Annotated in this window: 17 protein-coding genes; 2 read left to right on the top strand and 15 right to left on the bottom strand. The window is 31.2% G+C overall.

Annotated features, from left to right (window positions below; all coding sequences use genetic code 4):
- Together C4B25_RS02090 and C4B25_RS02085 are read right to left on the bottom strand one after the other, a co-directional pair.
- Window positions 1-201, bottom strand: a 201-nt coding sequence (locus tag C4B25_RS02090; RefSeq protein ID WP_131613413.1) for an alanine--tRNA ligase-related protein, incomplete at its 3' end; no start/stop codon positions are given.
- Window positions 202-402: 201 nt separating this feature from the next.
- Entirely contained in the window at window positions 403-738 is a 336-nt protein-coding gene (locus C4B25_RS02085) for a hypothetical protein (protein ID WP_131613412.1), read from the bottom strand.
- Between the two features lie 317 nt (window positions 739-1,055).
- Between C4B25_RS02085 and C4B25_RS02080 the strand changes: the two genes are divergently transcribed.
- On the top strand, window positions 1,056-1,712 hold the full coding sequence (locus C4B25_RS02080; RefSeq protein WP_168380676.1) for a hypothetical protein: 657 nt from the start codon (window positions 1,056-1,058) through the stop codon (window positions 1,710-1,712).
- 22 nt (window positions 1,713-1,734) lie between these two features.
- Here C4B25_RS02080 and C4B25_RS02075 read toward each other — a convergent pair whose 3' ends face one another.
- The 11 genes from C4B25_RS02075 to dnaJ form a co-directional block, all read right to left on the bottom strand.
- Complete coding sequence (locus tag C4B25_RS02075; RefSeq protein WP_131613410.1) at window positions 1,735-3,120, bottom strand: Sapep family Mn(2+)-dependent dipeptidase; 1,386 nt, start codon at window positions 3,118-3,120, stop codon at window positions 1,735-1,737.
- 43 nt (window positions 3,121-3,163) lie between these two features.
- Window positions 3,164-4,273, bottom strand: coding sequence for a tRNA 2-thiouridine(34) synthase MnmA (gene mnmA, locus C4B25_RS02070; protein WP_131613409.1), 1,110 nt, complete (start codon window positions 4,271-4,273; stop codon window positions 3,164-3,166).
- Between the two features lie 121 nt (window positions 4,274-4,394).
- Window positions 4,395-6,260 (bottom strand): class I tRNA ligase family protein, encoded by a 1,866-nt coding sequence (locus C4B25_RS02065; protein WP_131613408.1) that lies wholly within the window; start codon window positions 6,258-6,260, stop codon window positions 4,395-4,397.
- Between the two features lie 79 nt (window positions 6,261-6,339).
- Complete coding sequence (locus C4B25_RS02060) at window positions 6,340-7,890, bottom strand: MATE family efflux transporter (RefSeq protein WP_131613407.1); 1,551 nt, start codon at window positions 7,888-7,890, stop codon at window positions 6,340-6,342.
- Between the two features lie 40 nt (window positions 7,891-7,930).
- Window positions 7,931-8,551, bottom strand: a complete 621-nt coding sequence (locus C4B25_RS02055; RefSeq protein WP_131613406.1) for a hypothetical protein — start codon at window positions 8,549-8,551, stop codon at window positions 7,931-7,933.
- A 24-nt stretch (window positions 8,552-8,575) separates the two neighbouring features.
- On the bottom strand, window positions 8,576-10,273 hold the full coding sequence (gene aspS, locus C4B25_RS02050) for an aspartate--tRNA ligase (protein ID WP_131613405.1): 1,698 nt from the start codon (window positions 10,271-10,273) through the stop codon (window positions 8,576-8,578).
- On the bottom strand, window positions 10,273-11,535 hold the full coding sequence (gene hisS / locus C4B25_RS02045) for a histidine--tRNA ligase (RefSeq protein ID WP_131613404.1): 1,263 nt from the start codon (window positions 11,533-11,535) through the stop codon (window positions 10,273-10,275). Before hisS ends, aspS begins: the two co-directional genes overlap by 1 nt.
- Window positions 11,536-11,744: 209 nt before the next feature.
- Window positions 11,745-14,360: a protein translocase subunit SecDF gene (secDF, locus tag C4B25_RS02040; RefSeq protein WP_131613403.1), complete on the bottom strand. Its 2,616-nt coding sequence runs from the start codon at window positions 14,358-14,360 to the stop codon at window positions 11,745-11,747.
- A gap of 36 nt (window positions 14,361-14,396) precedes the next feature.
- A complete protein-coding gene (gene ruvB, locus C4B25_RS02035) occupies window positions 14,397-15,350 on the bottom strand; it encodes a Holliday junction branch migration DNA helicase RuvB (protein WP_131613402.1) in 954 nt (317 codons plus the stop codon).
- Window positions 15,328-15,921, bottom strand: coding sequence for a Holliday junction branch migration protein RuvA (gene ruvA / locus C4B25_RS02030; protein WP_168380675.1), 594 nt, complete (start codon window positions 15,919-15,921; stop codon window positions 15,328-15,330). The genes ruvB and ruvA overlap by 23 nt, the downstream gene beginning before the upstream one ends.
- A 101-nt stretch (window positions 15,922-16,022) precedes the next feature.
- A complete protein-coding gene (dnaJ, locus tag C4B25_RS02025) occupies window positions 16,023-17,108 on the bottom strand; it encodes a molecular chaperone DnaJ (RefSeq protein WP_131613400.1) in 1,086 nt (361 codons plus the stop codon).
- A 151-nt stretch (window positions 17,109-17,259) separates the two neighbouring features.
- Here dnaJ and C4B25_RS02020 point away from each other — a divergent pair, with 151 nt between their 5' ends.
- Entirely contained in the window at window positions 17,260-18,108 is an 849-nt protein-coding gene (locus C4B25_RS02020) for a DegV family protein (RefSeq protein ID WP_168380674.1), read from the top strand.
- A gap of 39 nt (window positions 18,109-18,147) precedes the next feature.
- Here the strand turns inward: C4B25_RS02020 and C4B25_RS02015 are convergent, their stop codons facing one another.
- Both C4B25_RS02015 and C4B25_RS02010 read right to left on the bottom strand, forming a co-directional pair.
- Complete coding sequence (locus C4B25_RS02015; RefSeq protein WP_131613398.1) at window positions 18,148-19,359, bottom strand: replication-associated recombination protein A; 1,212 nt, start codon at window positions 19,357-19,359, stop codon at window positions 18,148-18,150.
- A gap of 122 nt (window positions 19,360-19,481) precedes the next feature.
- Window positions 19,482-19,850, bottom strand: a 369-nt coding sequence (locus C4B25_RS02010) for an EF-Tu C-terminal domain-related protein (RefSeq protein WP_472793364.1), incomplete at its 5' end; no start/stop codon positions are given.

Genomic DNA, 19,850 nt, shown 5'->3' with positions numbered 1-19,850 from the left:
TTGTGAGTTTGTAATTCTATTTCTTGGAGGTTGTTTTTTTCCAGAAAAGAAATCTTTTAGAGTTGCAACTCCTGAGTTGATTCAAAGTAGTGATGGATCATTCACTGGAATAAGTGATTTAGATTCAACCCTTAGATGTCCTTTTGATTCGAAGAATTTCAGTCATTCTTCTCTTAATTCTTTTGATGTTAATTTTTTCATATTATTTCTCCTTGTATTTAATTTCAAAATAAAAAAGCCCTGACTTTTCTCGTAACGTGAGTTATTCGCTAATTATTAGTGTCTCCAAGGTTTGCACAACCCTTTTCTTAGACATATCTTGAAATGTATCTTTATTATAATATAAAACTCAAAATAAAAAAATAAAAATCCCGTAGGATTTTATTATTTGACTTGTTTTAACTATTTAGTTTCAACAAATTTTACATCTGAGAATTTTTCAGTTGCTAATTTTGAATCAGATAGTAAGAATACGATTTGAACAATTAGCATAATTGGTCAGAAGAATGCTACTGATAATGTTGCAAATAAAATGTACATTATTTTTTGATCTTCTTTAACTTGGAATTCGTAACCCATTAGTTTTGTACCGATTGATCAGTTTTTTGTAAACATGAAGTATAGGTTAAGAATTGGAACGATAATAGTAAATGCTAATATTACGTTAATTAGCCCAGCTAAAAATCTTCTCCCTAGTCCTAATTGTACTTTTCCCATATTGCTTGATAAGTTATCCATTGTAATACCTCTTTCGTTTTGTTTTGTAAATACATAGGTAATTATACTACTAATAAGTTAAAAATAAAAGAATTTCAACCAAAAACTTTCATACTGCTTTTTCACCTTTGTATAAGTGTTATCATTAATATATGAATAAAAAATATATACAAGAGAATTTCCCTATTGAAAATTTATCACCAAAACAAGTTAAAAAATTAATAAGAAGAAAGGCTTTAAAAAGTGAATTTTGGAATTGGGTTGCCAATAAACATGAACTAAAATACATCTGTTCGTATATTGGAGTTTTATTACTAAATGATAAAAGCAATCTTTTTATGAAAGATACTAAGGTTTACGATTTATTCAACATGTACTATATGGACTTCACCATTAAAAATAATCTTTTAATTATTTGTCAAAAAATCGAGAGATGTTTAAAAGTTGCGATGATTACTGAAACAGATGGGATATTTGATATTGATAGATCGAAATCTTTTGGTTCAAAGATTGAATTTTTAAACAAACGAACTTTGGATCAAAAACATAAATTAAGAATTATGAAGCACTTTGAGAATGCTGTTGAATCACACTTTGATAGCATTGATGATTTTTGTTTGTTCTTGCTTGCCGTAAAGCGTATAAGGAATTTCTCTGCACACTCTTACAATGTAGCAAAACACTATAATTGACATACCGAATTTGCTCATAGAGCTATGGTTATGAATGAAGAATCTTCATTTAGAGAAGATTTCAAACAATTAATGCGTGGGGCTACAAACAGCACAATTAAAGATTTAAGAAAAACACTAATCAACCTTTTTGAAAACAAACCTTTTTCAACCAATGAAATTAGTTCAACTGTTTGTTATCGTTATTTAGGGACTCGAACCATTTATAGTTTGGAATGAGGAGAATTCTTAAAAAAACCAAATTGCCCTTTTGATATAAATGATTTTTTAAGCACAAATGCCAAACAAATAAAAGCTAAATAAAAAAACACAAAAGTGTGTTTTTTTATTTTCACTTAATCTTAGCCAACTTAATAATTGCGTGGATATAGATTTCAGTTTGCTTAAGAATCTCTGCTCAAACAACTCTTTCATCAATTGCATGCATCCTTCATTCTGATCCAGGGAATAATCCACCAAAAGCAATACAATTATTTGTTATTTTGGCATATGTTCCACCACCTGAAGTTATTAGTTGTGAATCATAATCACCTGTAAACTCTTGGTATGTTGAATATAACGCAGATACCAATTGAGAATCAGGAGAGTAGTATAAAGGTTCGTTTATTTTATATCATGAGAATTCCGCATCATTAAATTTTGATGAAATAATTTTACCGATGATTGCGGAAGTTAGTTTATATGGGAATCTAACATCAATGCTTAACGTTAATTTGTTTCCTTTGGTTCTAACAATACCTGTGTTGATTGTAGTTGTTCCAAATTCTTCGGTTTCAGGATTGATACCAATTACCTTACCGTCGAATTCATTGTGAAAATTATCTACTATTAATTTCATTAATTCATCATTAGTTAATTCATACAAGAATTTTGCTAGGTGCGTTATTGCGTTAACACCATTTTCAGGTGTTGAACCATGTGCAGGCGTACCTTTGATTGATACCAAGGTATTTTCACCTTGAGCATCAATCGACCCCTCTAGACCGTTCTTTTCAAGATATTCGAAAAATGGTATAGAAGCTTCCATAAGATCTGTTTTTATTTCCGCTTCTGCTATATCAGGGACTATATTAATAGTTGCTCCACCATTGAAGGAAATTATTGTTTTGTTTTGAAAATCAAATACTAAATCCCCTCTAGCACCACCTTTTTCATTGTTAATACCTGGAAATGCATTATCTGCAGTAAAAGCAGCGACAGGTTGTTCATTTAACTCAAAGTATTTAGTCATACCACCATATCCAGATTCTTCGTTACCACCAATTATTAATCTAACTGGTTTTTCTAACTCTATTCCTAATTCTTTAATTATTTTAAGCGCATAATAAACAGCAACTAAAGGACCCTTATCATCTTGTGTTCCTCTACCAAATATAAAGCCATCTTTTTCAAGTGGATCTCATGGATTTTGAACTCATTTCTCAGGGTTAGCTGGAACCGTATCAATATGACAAATTACAGCTATATACTCACCACCTCTATCATCAGTTCTTATATCAATTGCATATCCCCCAAAATCTTTATACTTCATCGAATCTTTTTTAGACATTTCAATAACATAATCCATTGCTTCTCTTACACCTTCACCAAATGGTTTATTCTCAGAAGCTGATTCTAAATCTTCAGTAGAATTTATTCTAATTAAATCCTTTAACGTTTTTTTCATCTCTAATTCATATTTTTTAATTTTATTCTCAATTTTATTTTTCATACTTTAATTGTATAAGATAAATGAACGAGATACAAAAAATAGACTAAACATAGTCTATTTTTTCACCATTTTTAAATAATGTTTCAATTGTTGCTCCACCGATACATTTTTCCCCATCATATAAGACAACTTGTTGCCCTGGAGTTACAGCTTCGAATGGTTCGTATTTTAGTTTAATGGTATTTTCTAAAATTTCTAATTCAGCTTTAACATCTTTTTGTCTATATCTAAATTTAACACTTATATTATTTATGTCAAAATCTTCAGTATTTAGATTAACATCACCAGCAATTAATTCATCAGAAAGTAAGAATTCTGATCTTGATGAAGGTGCTGCTCAAATTATTTTTTTATCCAAATCATGACCTGCAACATAATAAGGTTCCTTCATACCACCTAAGTTAAGACCTTTTCTTTGTCCTATTGTGTAGTACATAACACCAATATGCTTACCAATCACTTCATTTGTAGTTATATCTCTAATTTCACCAGGTTGAGTTGCTATATAGTTTTGTAAGAATTGAGTGAAATTTCTTTCTCCAATAAAACAAATACCTGTAGAATCTGGTTTTTGTGCAGTTACTAATCCTTGTTCTTCTGCTATTCTTCTAATTTCTGATTTCTCTAAATCAGCAAGCGGGAATAAAGTTTTTGATATTTGTTCTTTTGAAAGTTGTGCTAAGAAATATGTTTGATCTTTATTTGAATCTTTTGCTCTAAAAAGCTCACCATTCTCTTGTTTTGCATAATGACCCATTGCTATATAATCCCCACCTAATTCGTTTAATGCATAGTTCATAAAACTATCGAATTTAATGTATTTATTACATAAAATATCGGGATTAGGTGTTCTCCCCATTTTATATTCCTTTATAAAGTATTCAAAGACGTTATCTCAATATTCTTTAACAAAATCCACTCTATGAATCTCAATCCCTAATTTTTCAGCAACTTCTTGTGCATCTGCTCAATCTCTTTCTTCAGGACATTGTTCTTGAGTTCCTGCATTCTTATTACCTAAAATATCATTATTAGCGACCGAATCTCAATTACGCATAAAAGCCGCAACGACTTCATGCCCTTGTTCTTTTAATAAATATGCTGCTACAGATGAATCAACTCCACCTGACATTCCGATTATTACTTTTGCCATAGTTAAATAATTATACAACATTAATTAATTTTTAGTATAAACAATATTTTTAACTTACCACACAATAAAACACTTGCATTTTTATCCCTATATAAAGGATAAAAAAATAATGCTATTAGCATTATTTAACAACTAAGTTTAAAATTTTACCTGGAACATAAATTTCTTTTATTATTGTTTTATCGTTAATGAATTTCTGAACATTTTCGTGTGCTAATGCTAGTTTCATAACTTCTTCTTTTTCTGGTTTTGTATCAAATTCGATTTTCGCTCTTAATTTACCAGAAACCTGAACAGCAATAATTAAATTTGAACTTTGAATTAATTCTTCGTTAAATGTTGGTCATGTTTGTGTATGTATCGGTGTTTCACCAAGATTTTCCAACATCTCTTCTGCTAAGTGAGGGGCAAATATAGATAGAACAACGGCAAATCCCTTAAGTTCTTCTTTATTAACTTCACCATTTTTATAATTAGCATTTACATAAACCATCATTTTAGAAATAGCTGTATTGAATTTTAATTCATCAATATCTTTTGTAATTTCTTTAACCATCTTGTTGTAATCAGAAACAGTTTTTGACTTTCCACTTTGTGGTAATGAGAACATTCTCTCAACTCTATCAAGTCATTTTCTTATTCCTTCTATTGATTCTGTTGATCAAGGTTTTGTATCAATAAGAGGTCCCATGAACATTTCATAAACTCTTAATGTATCTGCACCCATACTTTCAACAATATCATCAGGATTAATTACATTACCTTTTGACTTAGACATTTTTGTACCATCTGTACCCAGTATCATTCCTTGATTAACAATTTTATGGAATGGTTCAGACGTCGGAACTACACCAAGGTCAAATAATACTTTATGTCAAAATCTAGCATATAAAAGGTGTAAAACAGCGTGTTCTTGACCTCCGATATATAAATCAACTGGCAATCATTTTTCAAATCTTCTTTTAGCTTCTTCACTATCAAGATCTTCGTATGTACCATCCGCATTCTTTAGGATATATGCTAAGTAATATCATGATGACCCTGCTCATTGAGGCATTGTATTGGTATCTCTTCTATATTTTTTTCCATCTTGTTCATAATTAACTCAATCAGTATTATTCGCAAGTGGAGATTCTCCAGTTCCTGATGGTTTGATTTCATCCATTTCTGGAAGTTCAACTAATTCTTCAATCAAAAGAACGTTGTTATCTTCATCAAATGCAATTGGGAATGGTTCACCTCAATATCTTTGTCTTGCAAAAATTCAATCTCTAAGATGATATGTAGTTTTTCCATCTTTAGTTTCTTTACCAATTCAATTTCTTTGAAGTGCAATTAAGGAATTTGGTCATTCTACTTCTTCTAATCCCTCAAGTAATTTATCTGCATAGTCTGTAATTTTAAGAACTCATTGCTTCATAGGTTTTTTAATAACTGGGAAATCTCCACGTTCTGAAATTTTTGAACCATCTTCTGCAGTTAAAACTTCCTCATTAGCCAACACTGTCCCTAACTCTTCACATCAGTTTACTTCAATATCTTTAATTTCAGCTAATCCTTTTTTATACATTTGTGCAAAAATTCACTGAGTTTGCTTGTAGTATTTTGGGTCAGTTGTATTAACTTCTTTGTCATAATCATATGAAAATCCTAAAGATTTAATTTGTCTTCTAAAGTTGTCTATATTTTCTTGAGTAAAGTATTTAGGATGGTTACCTGTTTTTATAGCATATTGTTCTGCAGGGAGTCCAAATGCATCTCACCCAATTGGATGTAATACATCAAAACCATTTAATCTTTTATATCTTGCAACAATATCAGTGGCAGTATATCCTTCTGGATGCCCAACATGTAATCCAGCACCTGAAGGATACGGGAACATATCCAATGCATAGAATTTCTTATCTGATTTTTCAGTTGTCTTAAATACTTGATTTTCTTCTCAATACTTCTGTCATTTTGTTTCTATTTCTTTGTGTTTATACATAATAAAAGAATTATACAAGAAAATAGTAAAGTTCCTTTGAATACCCCGTCTTTTATTTAAGGCAATAAAAAAAAGTAGGCTATTCTTTACCTACTCCTTCTCTTTGAATATCATCAAGTGCAGCAAATTGTTTTGCTTGCGCTTTTTCATGTGTAATGTTTCTTGCTCAATTAGATTTATAGTAAACAAGCATAAAGGCAATACCACGAGGAATATCTGATAAGAAGAATATTCCATACGCAACAGCAAAGTTAACGTGTGTATGTGGAACGATTACCAGCATAACAATTGCTAATCACCCTATTTGGAGTGGTCCAGCTGTTATAACATCAATACTTGACACTAAATTAACCCTTCCCCCAGAAACAGCGGATGATTTGGAAGTTACAAATCAAATTCATCATGGGAAAAATAACGCTAATGGTCATAACGAATATTTTGTTCATTTGAGAACTAATTCATCATGTTTGATTGCATTTGTCCAAGCGAGACTATTATGATCTTGTATTTTTGCAGCTGTATTTTGTAAGAAAGTCATTTTCACAACTAAAAATGAAAATGCAAATAAGATAACTGAGAAGAATATTGCTAATGTAGTATTAAATCCATGTAATCGTTTTGAATTTTCTTTAGCTAATTCGATATTATCTTTACCAAGTTCTCCACCAACAAATTTAGAAACAACAACGTTAATAGCATTGAACACTACGGAGAATACTCCAAATAACGAACCAGTTAATCCCAAGAAAGCTGCAGAACCAATCGTTGATTCAATCGACCCATCAGGGTAACCAGCTACATATAATTTATTTCTTACAGTGATGAAAATCATTGAAGAAGCTGTGAATAAGAATATTAATCCTCTTGTTCAAAATTGTTTATGGATAATCTTTGATATCTTAAAGATTGTTCAAGGCTTAAAGATGACTGGAAGTTTTTTAATCATTGCATAAGCAACCAATGATGTTAACACACAAATTCTTGCCGCTATAGACGCGAAAGCAGCTCCACTAGCATCCATTCCTCCCACTTGGAAGGTATTTGTATGCATTGTTAAATAATTTAAAATAACGTTGGCAATTAATCCTACAATACCAGTATAGAATGGAACTTTACCTCACCCTGTCTCTCTGTACATATTCCCAAGGTTAAACGTAAAGGCAATAAGCATTCACATCAATGAAATTCATTTAATATAACTTACACCTTGTTGAAGTTGATCTTTATACTCTCCTCCACCTGCTTTAGATTTTTGTAAAAATACAGCGATCATCTCTTCAGGCATTATCCATGCAAAAATTGTAAAAATTGCAGCTACCGATAAAGTTATCATTCACCTTATCTTTGCAATCTCTCTAACCTTTTCATGATTACCTGAGTAGTAATATTGAGCAACCAATATTGAACCAGTCGCTGCTGAACCAGCAAAAATACCCATGATTATACTTGTTCATGAATTTGCTGCAAATAAACCGGCTGTAGCTCCCTTAATACTACCAACCATGAAGTTATCTACAAAAGAGTTCATTGCAAAAAGTAATGAACCACCAATAACTGGCATTGCTAATTGCAAAAATATCTTTCATTGTTTCCCGTTTTTCGGAAAATATAGTTTAATTTTTTCTAACATATTATTATCATAACACACAAAATAAATACATAACCATTGGTTATATTTTTATTGTTTGTGCAACCGTTTTCATAGGGAAATATAATATTCAAACTATCGGAACACATATAGCCATTTGTACAGTTGTTGCTATAGCATCTTTCAATGCAAGAGCAACTCCATAAGCCGGAACAACCATCTCTATCAACATGTAAACCAACACAAGATAAACAGAACCTAATAAAGTCCCAATAAAGTATGAGTATCTTTTGTTAGTTAATTGGAATAGTCATACAACCATAACAGCTCCACCATATGCAATCAATGTAATCCAAGTGAAAGCAATTCACCCTGTAGCTCAATCCGTAACTACACAAGATATTGCTGTTGTTAAAACAACAAAGGGCAACCTAAGGAATAGAGGAAATAAGAAAACAACTGCTGCTAATAAATAAACTCCACCTCCCCCAAGAGTGAAATGACCATAAACACCAACTAAAACCGCTAAAGCTACTAACATTCCAGAGATAGTTATTTGCAATATTGTGTTATTTTTATTGTATCCTTGATATCTTTTTTTAGTTTGTTCTTCTGAAACACTTTTGTTTTTTGTTTCTTCCTTTATTTTTTTATTTGTTACTTCGTTTTTTTCACCGTGTTTTTTTTCATTTGTGATTTTCATAAAATTATTATATAAAGAAAAAACCTATTCCTCTTTAAGAATTAGGTTATATTCTTCTAACTGTTCTGTAGTTACATCTGAAGGTGATTGAGACATTGGATCGATACCTTTTGCATTCTTAGGAAAGGCAATAACTTCTCTTATTGATTCCTCACCCACTAAAATAGTTGCTAATCTATCTACACCAAATGCAATACCACCATGAGGCGGTAATCCATATTTAAATGCTTCTAAAAAGAAACCAAATTGAGATTCTGCTGTTTCTTGTGTCATCCCAATTGCGGAAAACATTCTTCTTTGTGTTTCTGGATTATTAATCCTAATTGAACCCCCACCAATTTCAAATCCATTTAGAACTAGATCGTATGCTTTTGCTCTAGCCTCTAAAGGTTTAGTATCAAAGAAATCCAGAGTTTCATCAGTTGGACTTGTAAATGGGTGATGGGCAGCTATATATCTATCTGCCTCTTCGTTATATTCAAACATTGGTCAATTTACAATTCAAGTAAACTTAAAGCCATCACTTGCTAATTTAAACATTCTATTTAATTCAACACGAACCGCACCTAAAGCTTGAACTGCATTATCATACTTATCAGCTACAAATAATAGTGTACCTGTGTTTCATTCAACTTCTTTTGCAATCGAGTTAATTTCAGCTTCAAAGAATTTGTAACCAGGTCCAGTTTTTTCTTCACCATCAAAACTTGCTCAAGCAAGACCTTTTGCTTTATTCTTTTTAGCAACTTCTTCAAGTTTTTTGATTTGTTTTTTTGATAACACTTTATCAAATGCAATCATTTTAATTGTTGGTGCTGTTTTAAAAGCATTGAATGTTGTATTCTTAAATTTTTCGGTAACCTCAATTAATTTGTATTCATATCTTAAATCTGGTTTATCACAACCATATAAATCCATAGCTGTATCATATTCCATAATAGGGAATTCTAATTTATCGTTAAATCCTAGTTTTTTAAAAACTTCAGTATACATACCTTCAATCAGTTCCATTATGTCTTTCTGAGTAGTAAATGACATTTCCATATCTAATTGTGTAAATTCAGGCTGTCTATCCGCTCTTAAATCTTCATCTCTAAAACATCTAGCAACTTGGAAATATTTTTCTATTCCTGAAGCCATTAATAATTGTTTATAAAGTTGTGGTGATTGAGGTAAAGCAAAGAATTTACCATGCGCTCTTGTAGGAACTAAATAATCACGCGCTCCTTCTGGTGTTGACTTTGATAAATATGGTGTTTCAACTTCCAAGAAATCTCTTTCATCAAGGTAATCTCTAACAGCTTTAATTAATTTATGTCTAAGAATAAGATTTTGTGTCATTCTCGTTCTTCTTAAATCCATAAACCTATGTTTTAATCTATTATCCTCTTTGATTTCAATATCGTCTCTAATAACAAAAGGAGGAACTTCAGAAGTAGCCAATACCTTTAACTCTTCAGAAATAATTTCTATCTCTCCTGTTGGCATATCAGGGTTGATATCTTTTCTAATTGCTACTTTTCCAGTAACTTCAATAACTGATTCTTTAGTGGCATCTTGAGGTGTTCCACCTTCTACAACTATTTGAGTAATTCCTCATCTATCTCTTAAGTCAATAAAAGTTAAAGAACCCATCTTACGTCTATTCGCTATTCAACCCTTTAGCGTTACTGTTTTACCCGCATCATTTTTTCTTAATTGTCCATTATTTATTTTTTTCATTATTGCTCCGTTCTTTCATCAAGGTAATCTACCAATTCCATAAGATCTACCGCTTCTTGTTCACCATTACTTTGGTTTTTAACAACTACTTTTCCATTTTTTAATTCATTTTTACCAAATATAATAACAAATTTAGCACCTACTGTTTTTGATTTATCAAATGCTTTATTTAATTTCATTGGTTTTAAGTTATATTCAACTACGAAACCTGCTGTTCTTAACATATAAGTAAGTGAACTTGTTGCGATAGTGGTTTCATCATCCATATTAACCACAAAAGCATCTACGGTTGGTTTAATTTCTCCATGTACCATTTCAACTTCATTTACAAGCCTTTCAACTCCAAGTCCAAACCCAACACCTGATATTGAAGGTCCTCCAAATTGTTCAACGAGATTATCGTATCTACCACCTCCGATAATTGTTGATTGAGATCCAGCCGCTTCTGAACCAGAAACAAATTCAAATATAGTTTCTGAATAATAATCAAGCCCTCTAACCAATTTATCAGATACTTCATAAGGAATCATTACGCCATCTAATAGCTTTTTAACTTTTTCAAAATACTCTTTAGATTCATTTGTGTAAAATTCACTGATTTTTGGTGCATTCTTAACAAAATCTTTTTCTCCGTCGATTTTATCATCTAATATTCTTAAAGGATTTTTTTCTAATCTGCTAATTGATAATTCAGTAAGTTGTTCTTTATAATCCTCAAAGTATTTTCTTAACGCATCTGAATAATTATTTCTTGTGTTCGCATCACCAATTGAATTGATCAATAATTTAACATTCTTGATTTTTAAAGTCATTAACATTTGGTGTGCCATCATAATAGCTTCCGCATCTGCTGCAGGTGATTTTGCACCTATAAGTTCAATACCAAATTGTGTAAATTGTCTTTGTCTTCCTTTTTGTGGTCTTTCGTACCTAAAGATTGGACCGTTATAGAATAATTTTGTCGGCTGAGATTGAGCATACATTTTATTTTCAACAAAAGCTCTTATAGTTCCTGCTGTTCCTTCAGGTCTAAGAACAAATTCTCTACCTTTTTTATCCTTGAATTCATACATCTCTTTCGTTACAATGTCTGAAGTTTCTCCAACTGATCTTTTGAATAAATCAACTGATTCAAATATAGGTGTTTCAATTTCTTTGAAATTATAGAATGAAGCAACCCCTTCTAATGTTTTTAATACAAGTGTTCTGTGTTCTTGTCTTTGTCCGTATATATCTTTTGTTCCTTTTGGTCTTTTAAACATAACTACTCCTTTTATATATTTAAGATACAAAAAAGTCCTACATGAGGGCCAACGTGCCACCCCATGAACGGACTCTTAAGTCTTTAACGCTGACTTTGCGGTAGAGTTACCTACTGTCTCCAAGATGCCTAATCTTTTCAATGACGTATCTATTTATAGATATTATATAACAAAAATAGAGCAATTTGCTCTATTTTGATAATTATTAATTAACTTCTAAAATCATTGATTCCGTCAACTGTTTGTTCCTCATGACCATTCAATTTTCAGAAATTCTTTTGTTGTCTTGCTTTTGAACGTTTTTGCGAATAAGCTTCCAAGTGAACTCATGCATATGTAGCGATAAATATTGAAGAATAAGTACCTGACACAAGCCCAGCAAGCATTGCAACATTAAATGCCATTTTTGTAGCATTACCAAATGACATAAGAACAATAACAGCAACTATTGTTGTAAATGAAGTTAATAGAGAACGTTTAATTGTATCTTTAATAGCTTCATTTGCTATCGATCTTAATTTTTGTTTTGTTAGTTCCCCAACATTTTGTTTCATTTTTTCACGCACACGGTCAAATGTAACAATAGTATCATTTATTGAATATCCGAGAACTGAGAGTAACCCAGCAATAAATACAGGTGAAATCTCAACTCTCGTAATGACAAATACCGCTGTTACTATTAACCCATCATGCACAAGGGCTAAAATAGCTGAAATTGAGTATGTTCATTTAAATCTAACTAATGTATATAGAACTATTGCCAACATTGCGATTGCGATTGCGATCATAGCATCCTTGACTAATGCATTAGCAACATCAGATGTTACTGATTGACCTTCAAAACTATAGTTTTTAGGATCTAATTTATTTGTTTTATTTTTAAAGTAATTTGTTATTGCATCTCTAAATTTTTGATCATTAGGGATTGCGTTTTTTGATTTAATTTGTAAAATAGCTTGTTCTTTTGCTTGATCTTTATATAAAACTTCCGCGTCATCTGTAGAAATAATATTTTCTTTAACAAGCGCTTCTTTCATTAATTTAGCATCGCTTGATGATAAATACTTACCATTTTTTGTATTTTCCCTATTAGCAGAAATACTCATTATTGTTCCACCTGAGAATTCTATAGAAGAATTTATCCCTCTAGACATACTTCCAGCAATACCCGCTATAACAGCGAATATTATAACTGATGCTCCAACAACTAATGAAGAACCAACAACGAATCATTTAGAGTGTTTCATATAATCAAAGTTACGTAACTTTTCAGTTTTTGGATTAGCAATTGCTTTGATTCGTTTTTTTCTAACGCCTAATAAGTAAGTTCTATTATCAAAGAGTTTTAATTTTACTAATAATGTTGAAATTAATCTTGTAAATAACAACATAACAAACAGTGTAAATACAATTGAAAGAATTAACATAATTGAGAATCCTTTAACTGAAGCTGTACCAAAGTAGAATAATACAAATCCAACAATTAACGTTGTTACGTTAGCATCGAATATTGTTGATAATGAAAGCTTATTAGCTATTGAGTGCGCTTTGTTTGGCGTGGCGCCATCCAACACCTCACTCTTGAGTCGTTCAAAGGTAATTATGTTCGCATCAACCGACATACCGATACCTATAATAAGGGCAGCGATTGTTTCTGGAGAATATTCCCCACGCATAACTGTAAACATTGTTAGTGTTAAAAACATGTATAGAGCAATCGAGATTGTTGACAATGCCCCCAGTAGACCATAGTTAACCATCATGAATATTGCAATCAATGCAAATACTATAATACCTGCTATTAAAGCTTTCCTAAATGCTGATTGTCCATAGTCAGCTGTTAAGAAGTGTGTAGATTTAGGTTGTAAATCATAATTAGCAGATCCATAATTAATACTTGCAGCTAATTTTCTAGCTGAATCAGCATTAAAGTTACCAGTAATAACAAATGAATTACCAAATAAAGGTTTGTTTACCGAAGCAACAGAAACTGCATATGTATTTGCAGGTTGCAACCCTTCATTGACGAATAATTTATTTCACATTGCACCTTTTGAATTAGGAATTGAAATGGTTCTGAATAGATTTTGATTTGCTTGTTCAAATTTTTGACGAATTATCCCGCTTGTTGGCATATCGTTTAAAATTTTATCTAGTAGACCTTGGTGATTCATTCACACAACCATACGTTTATCTTTTTGTTTAGACATTCATGTAGTTGCTTTTCCTCATTCTCTAGCAGCTTGATCATTCTTTAACTCAATAGAAACAACTCAACTACCATTTTGCTGAACTGCTTTCGCTTTATTTTCTTTAAATGGAACTTTATAGTCATTATCTGTCCCATGTACAATTGTTTTACCACCGGAAATCTCTGTTGGACTAACTCCACCAGGAACAAATAAACCATTTTTAAAAAGTGATTTGTCTTGTAAGTTGTATATAGATAAAGTTGGCTTTGTTTTTATTAGATCTTCAAATTCTTGCATTTCTTCATCAGTTTTAATAGCTGCCTTTGATATTGTTATGTATCCATTTTTACCAATAGTAGATGCTTGAGCAACCCCATTAATACCTAAAGGATCAACACGTTTAACAATGTTATCGAAAACTTGTTGTGTTTTTTCTTTGTTAGCGGCCTCTCCATTACTTTCAATAACTTGAACAGTTACAGAAGCACCACCACCATAATCTATTGAAGTTTTTGTGTTCTTACTAGTATAAAGTGCACTCCCAAGAGTGATAGTTAGAATGGCTCCTATCAATGTAGTTGTTAAGATGGCGATACGAACTCATTTGTTTTTAAGTCATTTAAAGAATTTCATAAGTATTTATATTATATATTATTTTACAAATATAAGTTACAAATTATAGGTTGTCAAATAGTTAATTCCTTTTGTAGTAAGCATCCTACCTCTAGAGGATTTCTTTAATAAACTTCTTTTAAGTAAAATCGGCTCAATATCCTGTTCGATATTTTCTTTAGACTCACAAATAACTCCAGAAATAGCCTCCAAGGAAGTCCACCCACCATTAAATACATTACCTAATACTTTTATGTATTCAATATGCATATCATTTAAGCCATATTTATATAAACCAATAAATCTAAATGTTTTCAAAACCATTTCCTTATCAATTTGTTTCTTATCTTCCGATAGTGAAAAATCACGACATCTTTTTAAAAGATTGTTTGCTGTTCTTGGAATGAAATTAGAGTATGAAGCTATTAATTCTTTTGCTTCTTTTGTTCCCTTAATCTTTAGTTTCTTTGAAGTTATATTAATGATGGATATCAATTCTTCTTTTTCGTAGTCGATTAACTTACCAATCAAACCAAACCTTTCCCTTAAAGGTAATGAAATTTTGTTGAATTTTGTTGTTGCTCCAATCATAGTGAAGGGTGGTAATTTCATTCTTACAATTTTTGACTCCCCATCAATTCCTATGGGTATATCAATAACACCATCTTCCAATGCTGAGTATATTAGTTCTTCCACTTGCTTGTTTATTCCATGAAATTCGTCAATAAAAATGACATCATTCTTCTGTATTGTTGCGAATAGTGACAATATATCTGCTTTCTTCTCCATTAAAGATCCTTGCGCAAATTTAATACCTGTATTCATTTCTTTAGCAATCAATAGCGCTAGTGATGTTTTACCTATTCCTGGTTTTCCATGTAATAGAATATGATCACACATAACTTTTCTTTTTATAGCTGAATCGATCATTATTTTTAATGTATGAACCAATCTCCTTTGGCCAATAAACTCCTCAAAATTTTGTGGTCTAAGCGACTTTTTGCTTTGCATTAGAAATAAGTTTTATGGCTTCTTCAACCATCACTTCTATGTTTTTATTTGGCTTCACCAAATGTATGCTCGAGTTTATTTGCTTTTTATTGAACCCTAAAGTTTTGAGTGTAGGAATGATTTCACTAACGATGTGGAGCCCTTCTTTGTTTTTACTATTATTTCGTTCTTTATTTGCAGTGAGTTTTATATATTTATCTTGCAATTCAAAAATCATTTGTTTAGCGGATTTAACTCCTAACCCAGGCAAGTGCGCCAGTGCTTCTGCATCACCACTCAATAAAAACCCTAATATTGTTTTTATTTTTTCTTTCATTATTTGTATTCCTGTTTTTGGACCGATGCCTGGAACACCAAGTAAATCTTCAAACAAAATTCTTTCTTTAAAAGTTTTAAACCCATATAAAGAAGAAATATTCTCGTATTTATATTCATAAATAAAAACTTTAATTATTTTATCAGCTACAAAATCACTAGGTCTTGGAACATAAACTATTTCGCCCCTATAATTACTTTCTAAAATAATATAATTCTTCCCTATAGAAACTATCTTCCCAATTTTATATAACATTTTCCCCTCCTTTAAAGATTTTTTAATCTTCATTAATATATGTATTGTTTTTTATAAAAATATAATTATTTGCATTAAAAAAATACCCATTAATTAGGTACTTATTTAAAATCTTTTTGTCATTTGTTAAATTTCTCATCTTTGACTTTTGCCATTGCTTTAACAACTTTTTCTTTTTCTTTTGCTGATAATTTAGGTATATAAATACTTAATTCAATTATTAAATCACCTTTTCTACCTGTTCTAACACTTGGCACACCAGCTTTGGAAATAGTGAATTTATCGCCTGAAGCGTATTTTGAAGAGAGTTTGAATGCATGTTCTCCATATGGAGTAGGAATCATGATTTTATTTGAAGAAATTATATCAAGCATCGAAACCGGAACTCTCATATAAAGATTATTCCCATCTCTCTTGTAATGTTTGTGAGATTTTACTTGAATATTTAAATATAGATCTCCTGATGGTCCACCCATTTTACCTGCTGCACCATATCCTTCAACGATGATTGTTTGACCATCTTGAATACCTGCCGGAATTGAAATTTCAACATTCTTTTTAATGGCTGTAATTTTATTACCGTGACATTTTTTACATTTATTTTTGATAATTTTTCCTTGACCAGAACACCTTTCACAAACCCCTTGTGATTGCATTCTCCCAAATGGAGTATTAACTATTCTTGCTGTTGAACCAGAACCATGACAATCACTACATGTAACTATATCAGAAGCTGAAGCAGCACCTGTTGCATTACATTCAGAACATTGTTCATATTTTGGTAATGTTCTTTCGATTGTTGAACCTAAAATAGAATCCATAAAATCAATTGAAACTGACGCTTGATAGTTTTCACCTTTTGAAGGACCCCTTCTTCTTGAAGAACCTCCACCAAAAATGTCACCAAAAATGTCGCCAAATCCACCGAATCCACCGAATCCTGCTCCTGAACCCATTCCACCTTGTTCAAATGCGGCATGACCAAATTGATCGTATTGTGATCTCTTCTCTTCATCAGAAAGGATTTCATAAGCTTCGTTTATCTCCTTAAATTTATCTTCTGCATCAGCAGCTTTATTTCTATCTGGGTGATATTTCATAGCAAGCTTTCTGAATGCTTTTTTAATTTCTTGTGGTGTTGCGGATTTTGCAACTCCTAGTACTTCATAATAATCTTTTTTATTCATAATGTTTATTTTATCATAATTAGCACTCTTTTAGTATGTTTGCTAAAAAATAAAAAAACTAAATTTATTATTTCTTACCTAAAATTATCTAAAACATATGAAAAACATGAGTTGAAAGTCAACTTTTATAGTAATAATGTATAATAATTACATGAAAAATATAGGAATAATTCTAGATTCATTTTGCTCTAGAACAAAAACAGAAATTGAAGAGCTAGGTTTTGGTTACCTTTCATTACAGGTAGTTCTTGACGGTAAATTATATAAAGATGGAGAAAAATTAGATTTTACAGAATCAATGAAATTGATTGATGAAGCAACTGATGCAAAAACATCACAACCTAACGCTGGAGATATTGAGAATATCTTCAAAGAGATGACTAAGAAGTATGAAAAAGTTGTTTATCTTTGTTTAGCTTCAGGTATGTCATCAGCATTCTCAACAGCAAATGCTATTGCAGCTGATTTCAATGGTCAAGTAGAGGTTTGAGATAATACTCTTGTTGGTCCTTCATATATTGAAGCAGCTAAATGAATTTCAAACGCCGTTAATGAAGAAGGTATGTCAGTAGAAGATGCTAAAAAAGCTTTCGATACCTTCTCAAATAATCTGATAACTTGAATGATACCCGAAAGGCTTGATGCTATCAAAAGAAATGGTCGTGCAAAAAAAGGAGCAGCTTTATTATTATCAAAATTCAAAATAGTTCCTTTGATCAATTATAAAAATCAAGAAATTGAAGTTAAAGGTGTTAGACGTGGTTTTGCTAAAGCGGCATCTACAATTGTTTCAAGGATGAAAGATTCAATTAAAGATAAAATGAATGATTTCAATATTGTATTGATGTATTCTAAGGAATCAACTAAAGAAATAATGCTGACAAAACTCCATGAAGCAGGGTTTGAGAACGTTCAAATAGAAATGATTTCAAGTGCAATAGGGATTCAAGCTGGTATTGGTTCTCTTGCCATATCTGCTTACCCAAAAAAAGTAGCTTAAAAAATTAATAATAAAAAATAAACTTGCGATAATGCATGTTTATTTTTTATTATTTTTTATAGCTTCTCAATATTCTTTTATTCTACGTTCATTCGCATTATTTCCATACTCGAATATTTGATGACCTTTTAATTCTTTTGGCATATATTCTTGTTCAACTCAATTATTTTTAAAATTATGCGGATATTTATAATTTTGACCTTTATTAAGTTTTTTTGCCGAAGCATAATGCGCATCTTTTAAGTGTGAAGGTGGATTAAAAACCATACCTTTTTCAACTATATTCTTAGCCATGTGCATTGCAACATATGATGAATTTGATTTTGGTGAAAGTGCTAATTCAGTCAATATAGCTCCTAGCGGTTGGTAGGCTTCAGGGAAACCTAATCTTTCCATTGCATTAATTGCCGCATCAACCTTTAAACCCATTTGAGAATTAGCCATACCTATATCCTCATAAGTGAATGCAAGCATTCTTCTATAAAGACCTTGAATATCTCCTGTTTTAACGATAACAGCTGCATAATACAGAACTGCATCTACATCAGAACCTCTTAGTGATTTATGGAAAGCTGATAGAAAATCATAATGTCCATCACCGGTTTTATCAGAATAAAATTTTACAGAGGGAGCTATACTTATTAATTTCTCTTCTGTTATTTCTTCTCCGGGATATATTTGAGTTATTAAATCCAGTGTGTTCAAAGCCGTTCTAAAGTCCCCTGATGAGCGTAAAGCAATCATTTCAAGGGTTTTATCATCTAATTTGATATCTAATTCATGTTTTTTAATCATGTGACTTAAGCCGCTTATAACATCTTTTGTTTCCAAAGGGTTTAATTCCAAAATATGTAACCTACTTCTTACGGCAGGATTAACTATAAAGTATGGATTTTCTGTAGTTGTTCCGTAAACAATAACTTCCCCATGTTCCATATATGATAATAATATATCTTGCTTGTCTTTGTTTAATCTATGTATTTCATCAATAATTATTATTTCTTTTGATGATATAAGATCTACTAAGGTTGCTTTCGAATCTTTAGAAGCGTTGAAAATACCATAAGGTCTGTTTAATTCTTTAGCTAAAATTGATGCTAAAGTTGTTTTACCAATACCTGGTTTACCGTAAAACAAAAATGATGTCATTACTTTTTTAGAAATTACATTTTCTAATAATGGCATTAAGTGTTTTTGTCCCACAACATCTTTTAGTGTTTCAGGTCTTATTTCATTTGCTAAGTTAGTCATATATAAATTATAAAGAAAAAAGACCTATAAAAAATAATTATTTATAAAAGGTTAACTTTTTTTAGTTTAAAAAAAATAACCCATAAAGGATTATCTTTTTTTGTAAGTTAATTTTGGTTTAATTACTCAGTAATTGTAACAACTGAACCAGCACCAACTGTACGTCCACCTTCTCTAATTGAGAATTTTGTTCCTTCTTCAACAGCAACTGGGTTAATTAGTTTAACAGTAAGTTCAATACTGTCTCCTGGCATAACCATTTCTGTTCCAGCTGGAAGTTCGATTCCACCTGTAACGTCTGTTGTTCTGAAGTAGAATTGTGGTTTGTAGTTTTTGAAGAAAGGAGTATGTCTTCCACCTTCTTCTTTTTTAAGTGCATAGATTTGCGCTTTGAATGTTGTATGAGGTGTAACTGATCCTGGTTTAGCAAGAACTTGTCCACGTTCAATATCATCTCTAGCGATACCACGTAGTAAGATACCAGCGTTATC

Origin of the sequence: Mycoplasma todarodis (assembly GCF_004335995.1) — a bacterium.
Classification (GTDB): domain Bacteria; phylum Bacillota_I; class Bacilli_A; order Mycoplasmatales; family Metamycoplasmataceae; genus Mycoplasma_K; species Mycoplasma_K todarodis.
Note: the sequence above shows the minus strand (reverse complement) of the source record. Positions and strands in the feature narration are given on the sequence as shown.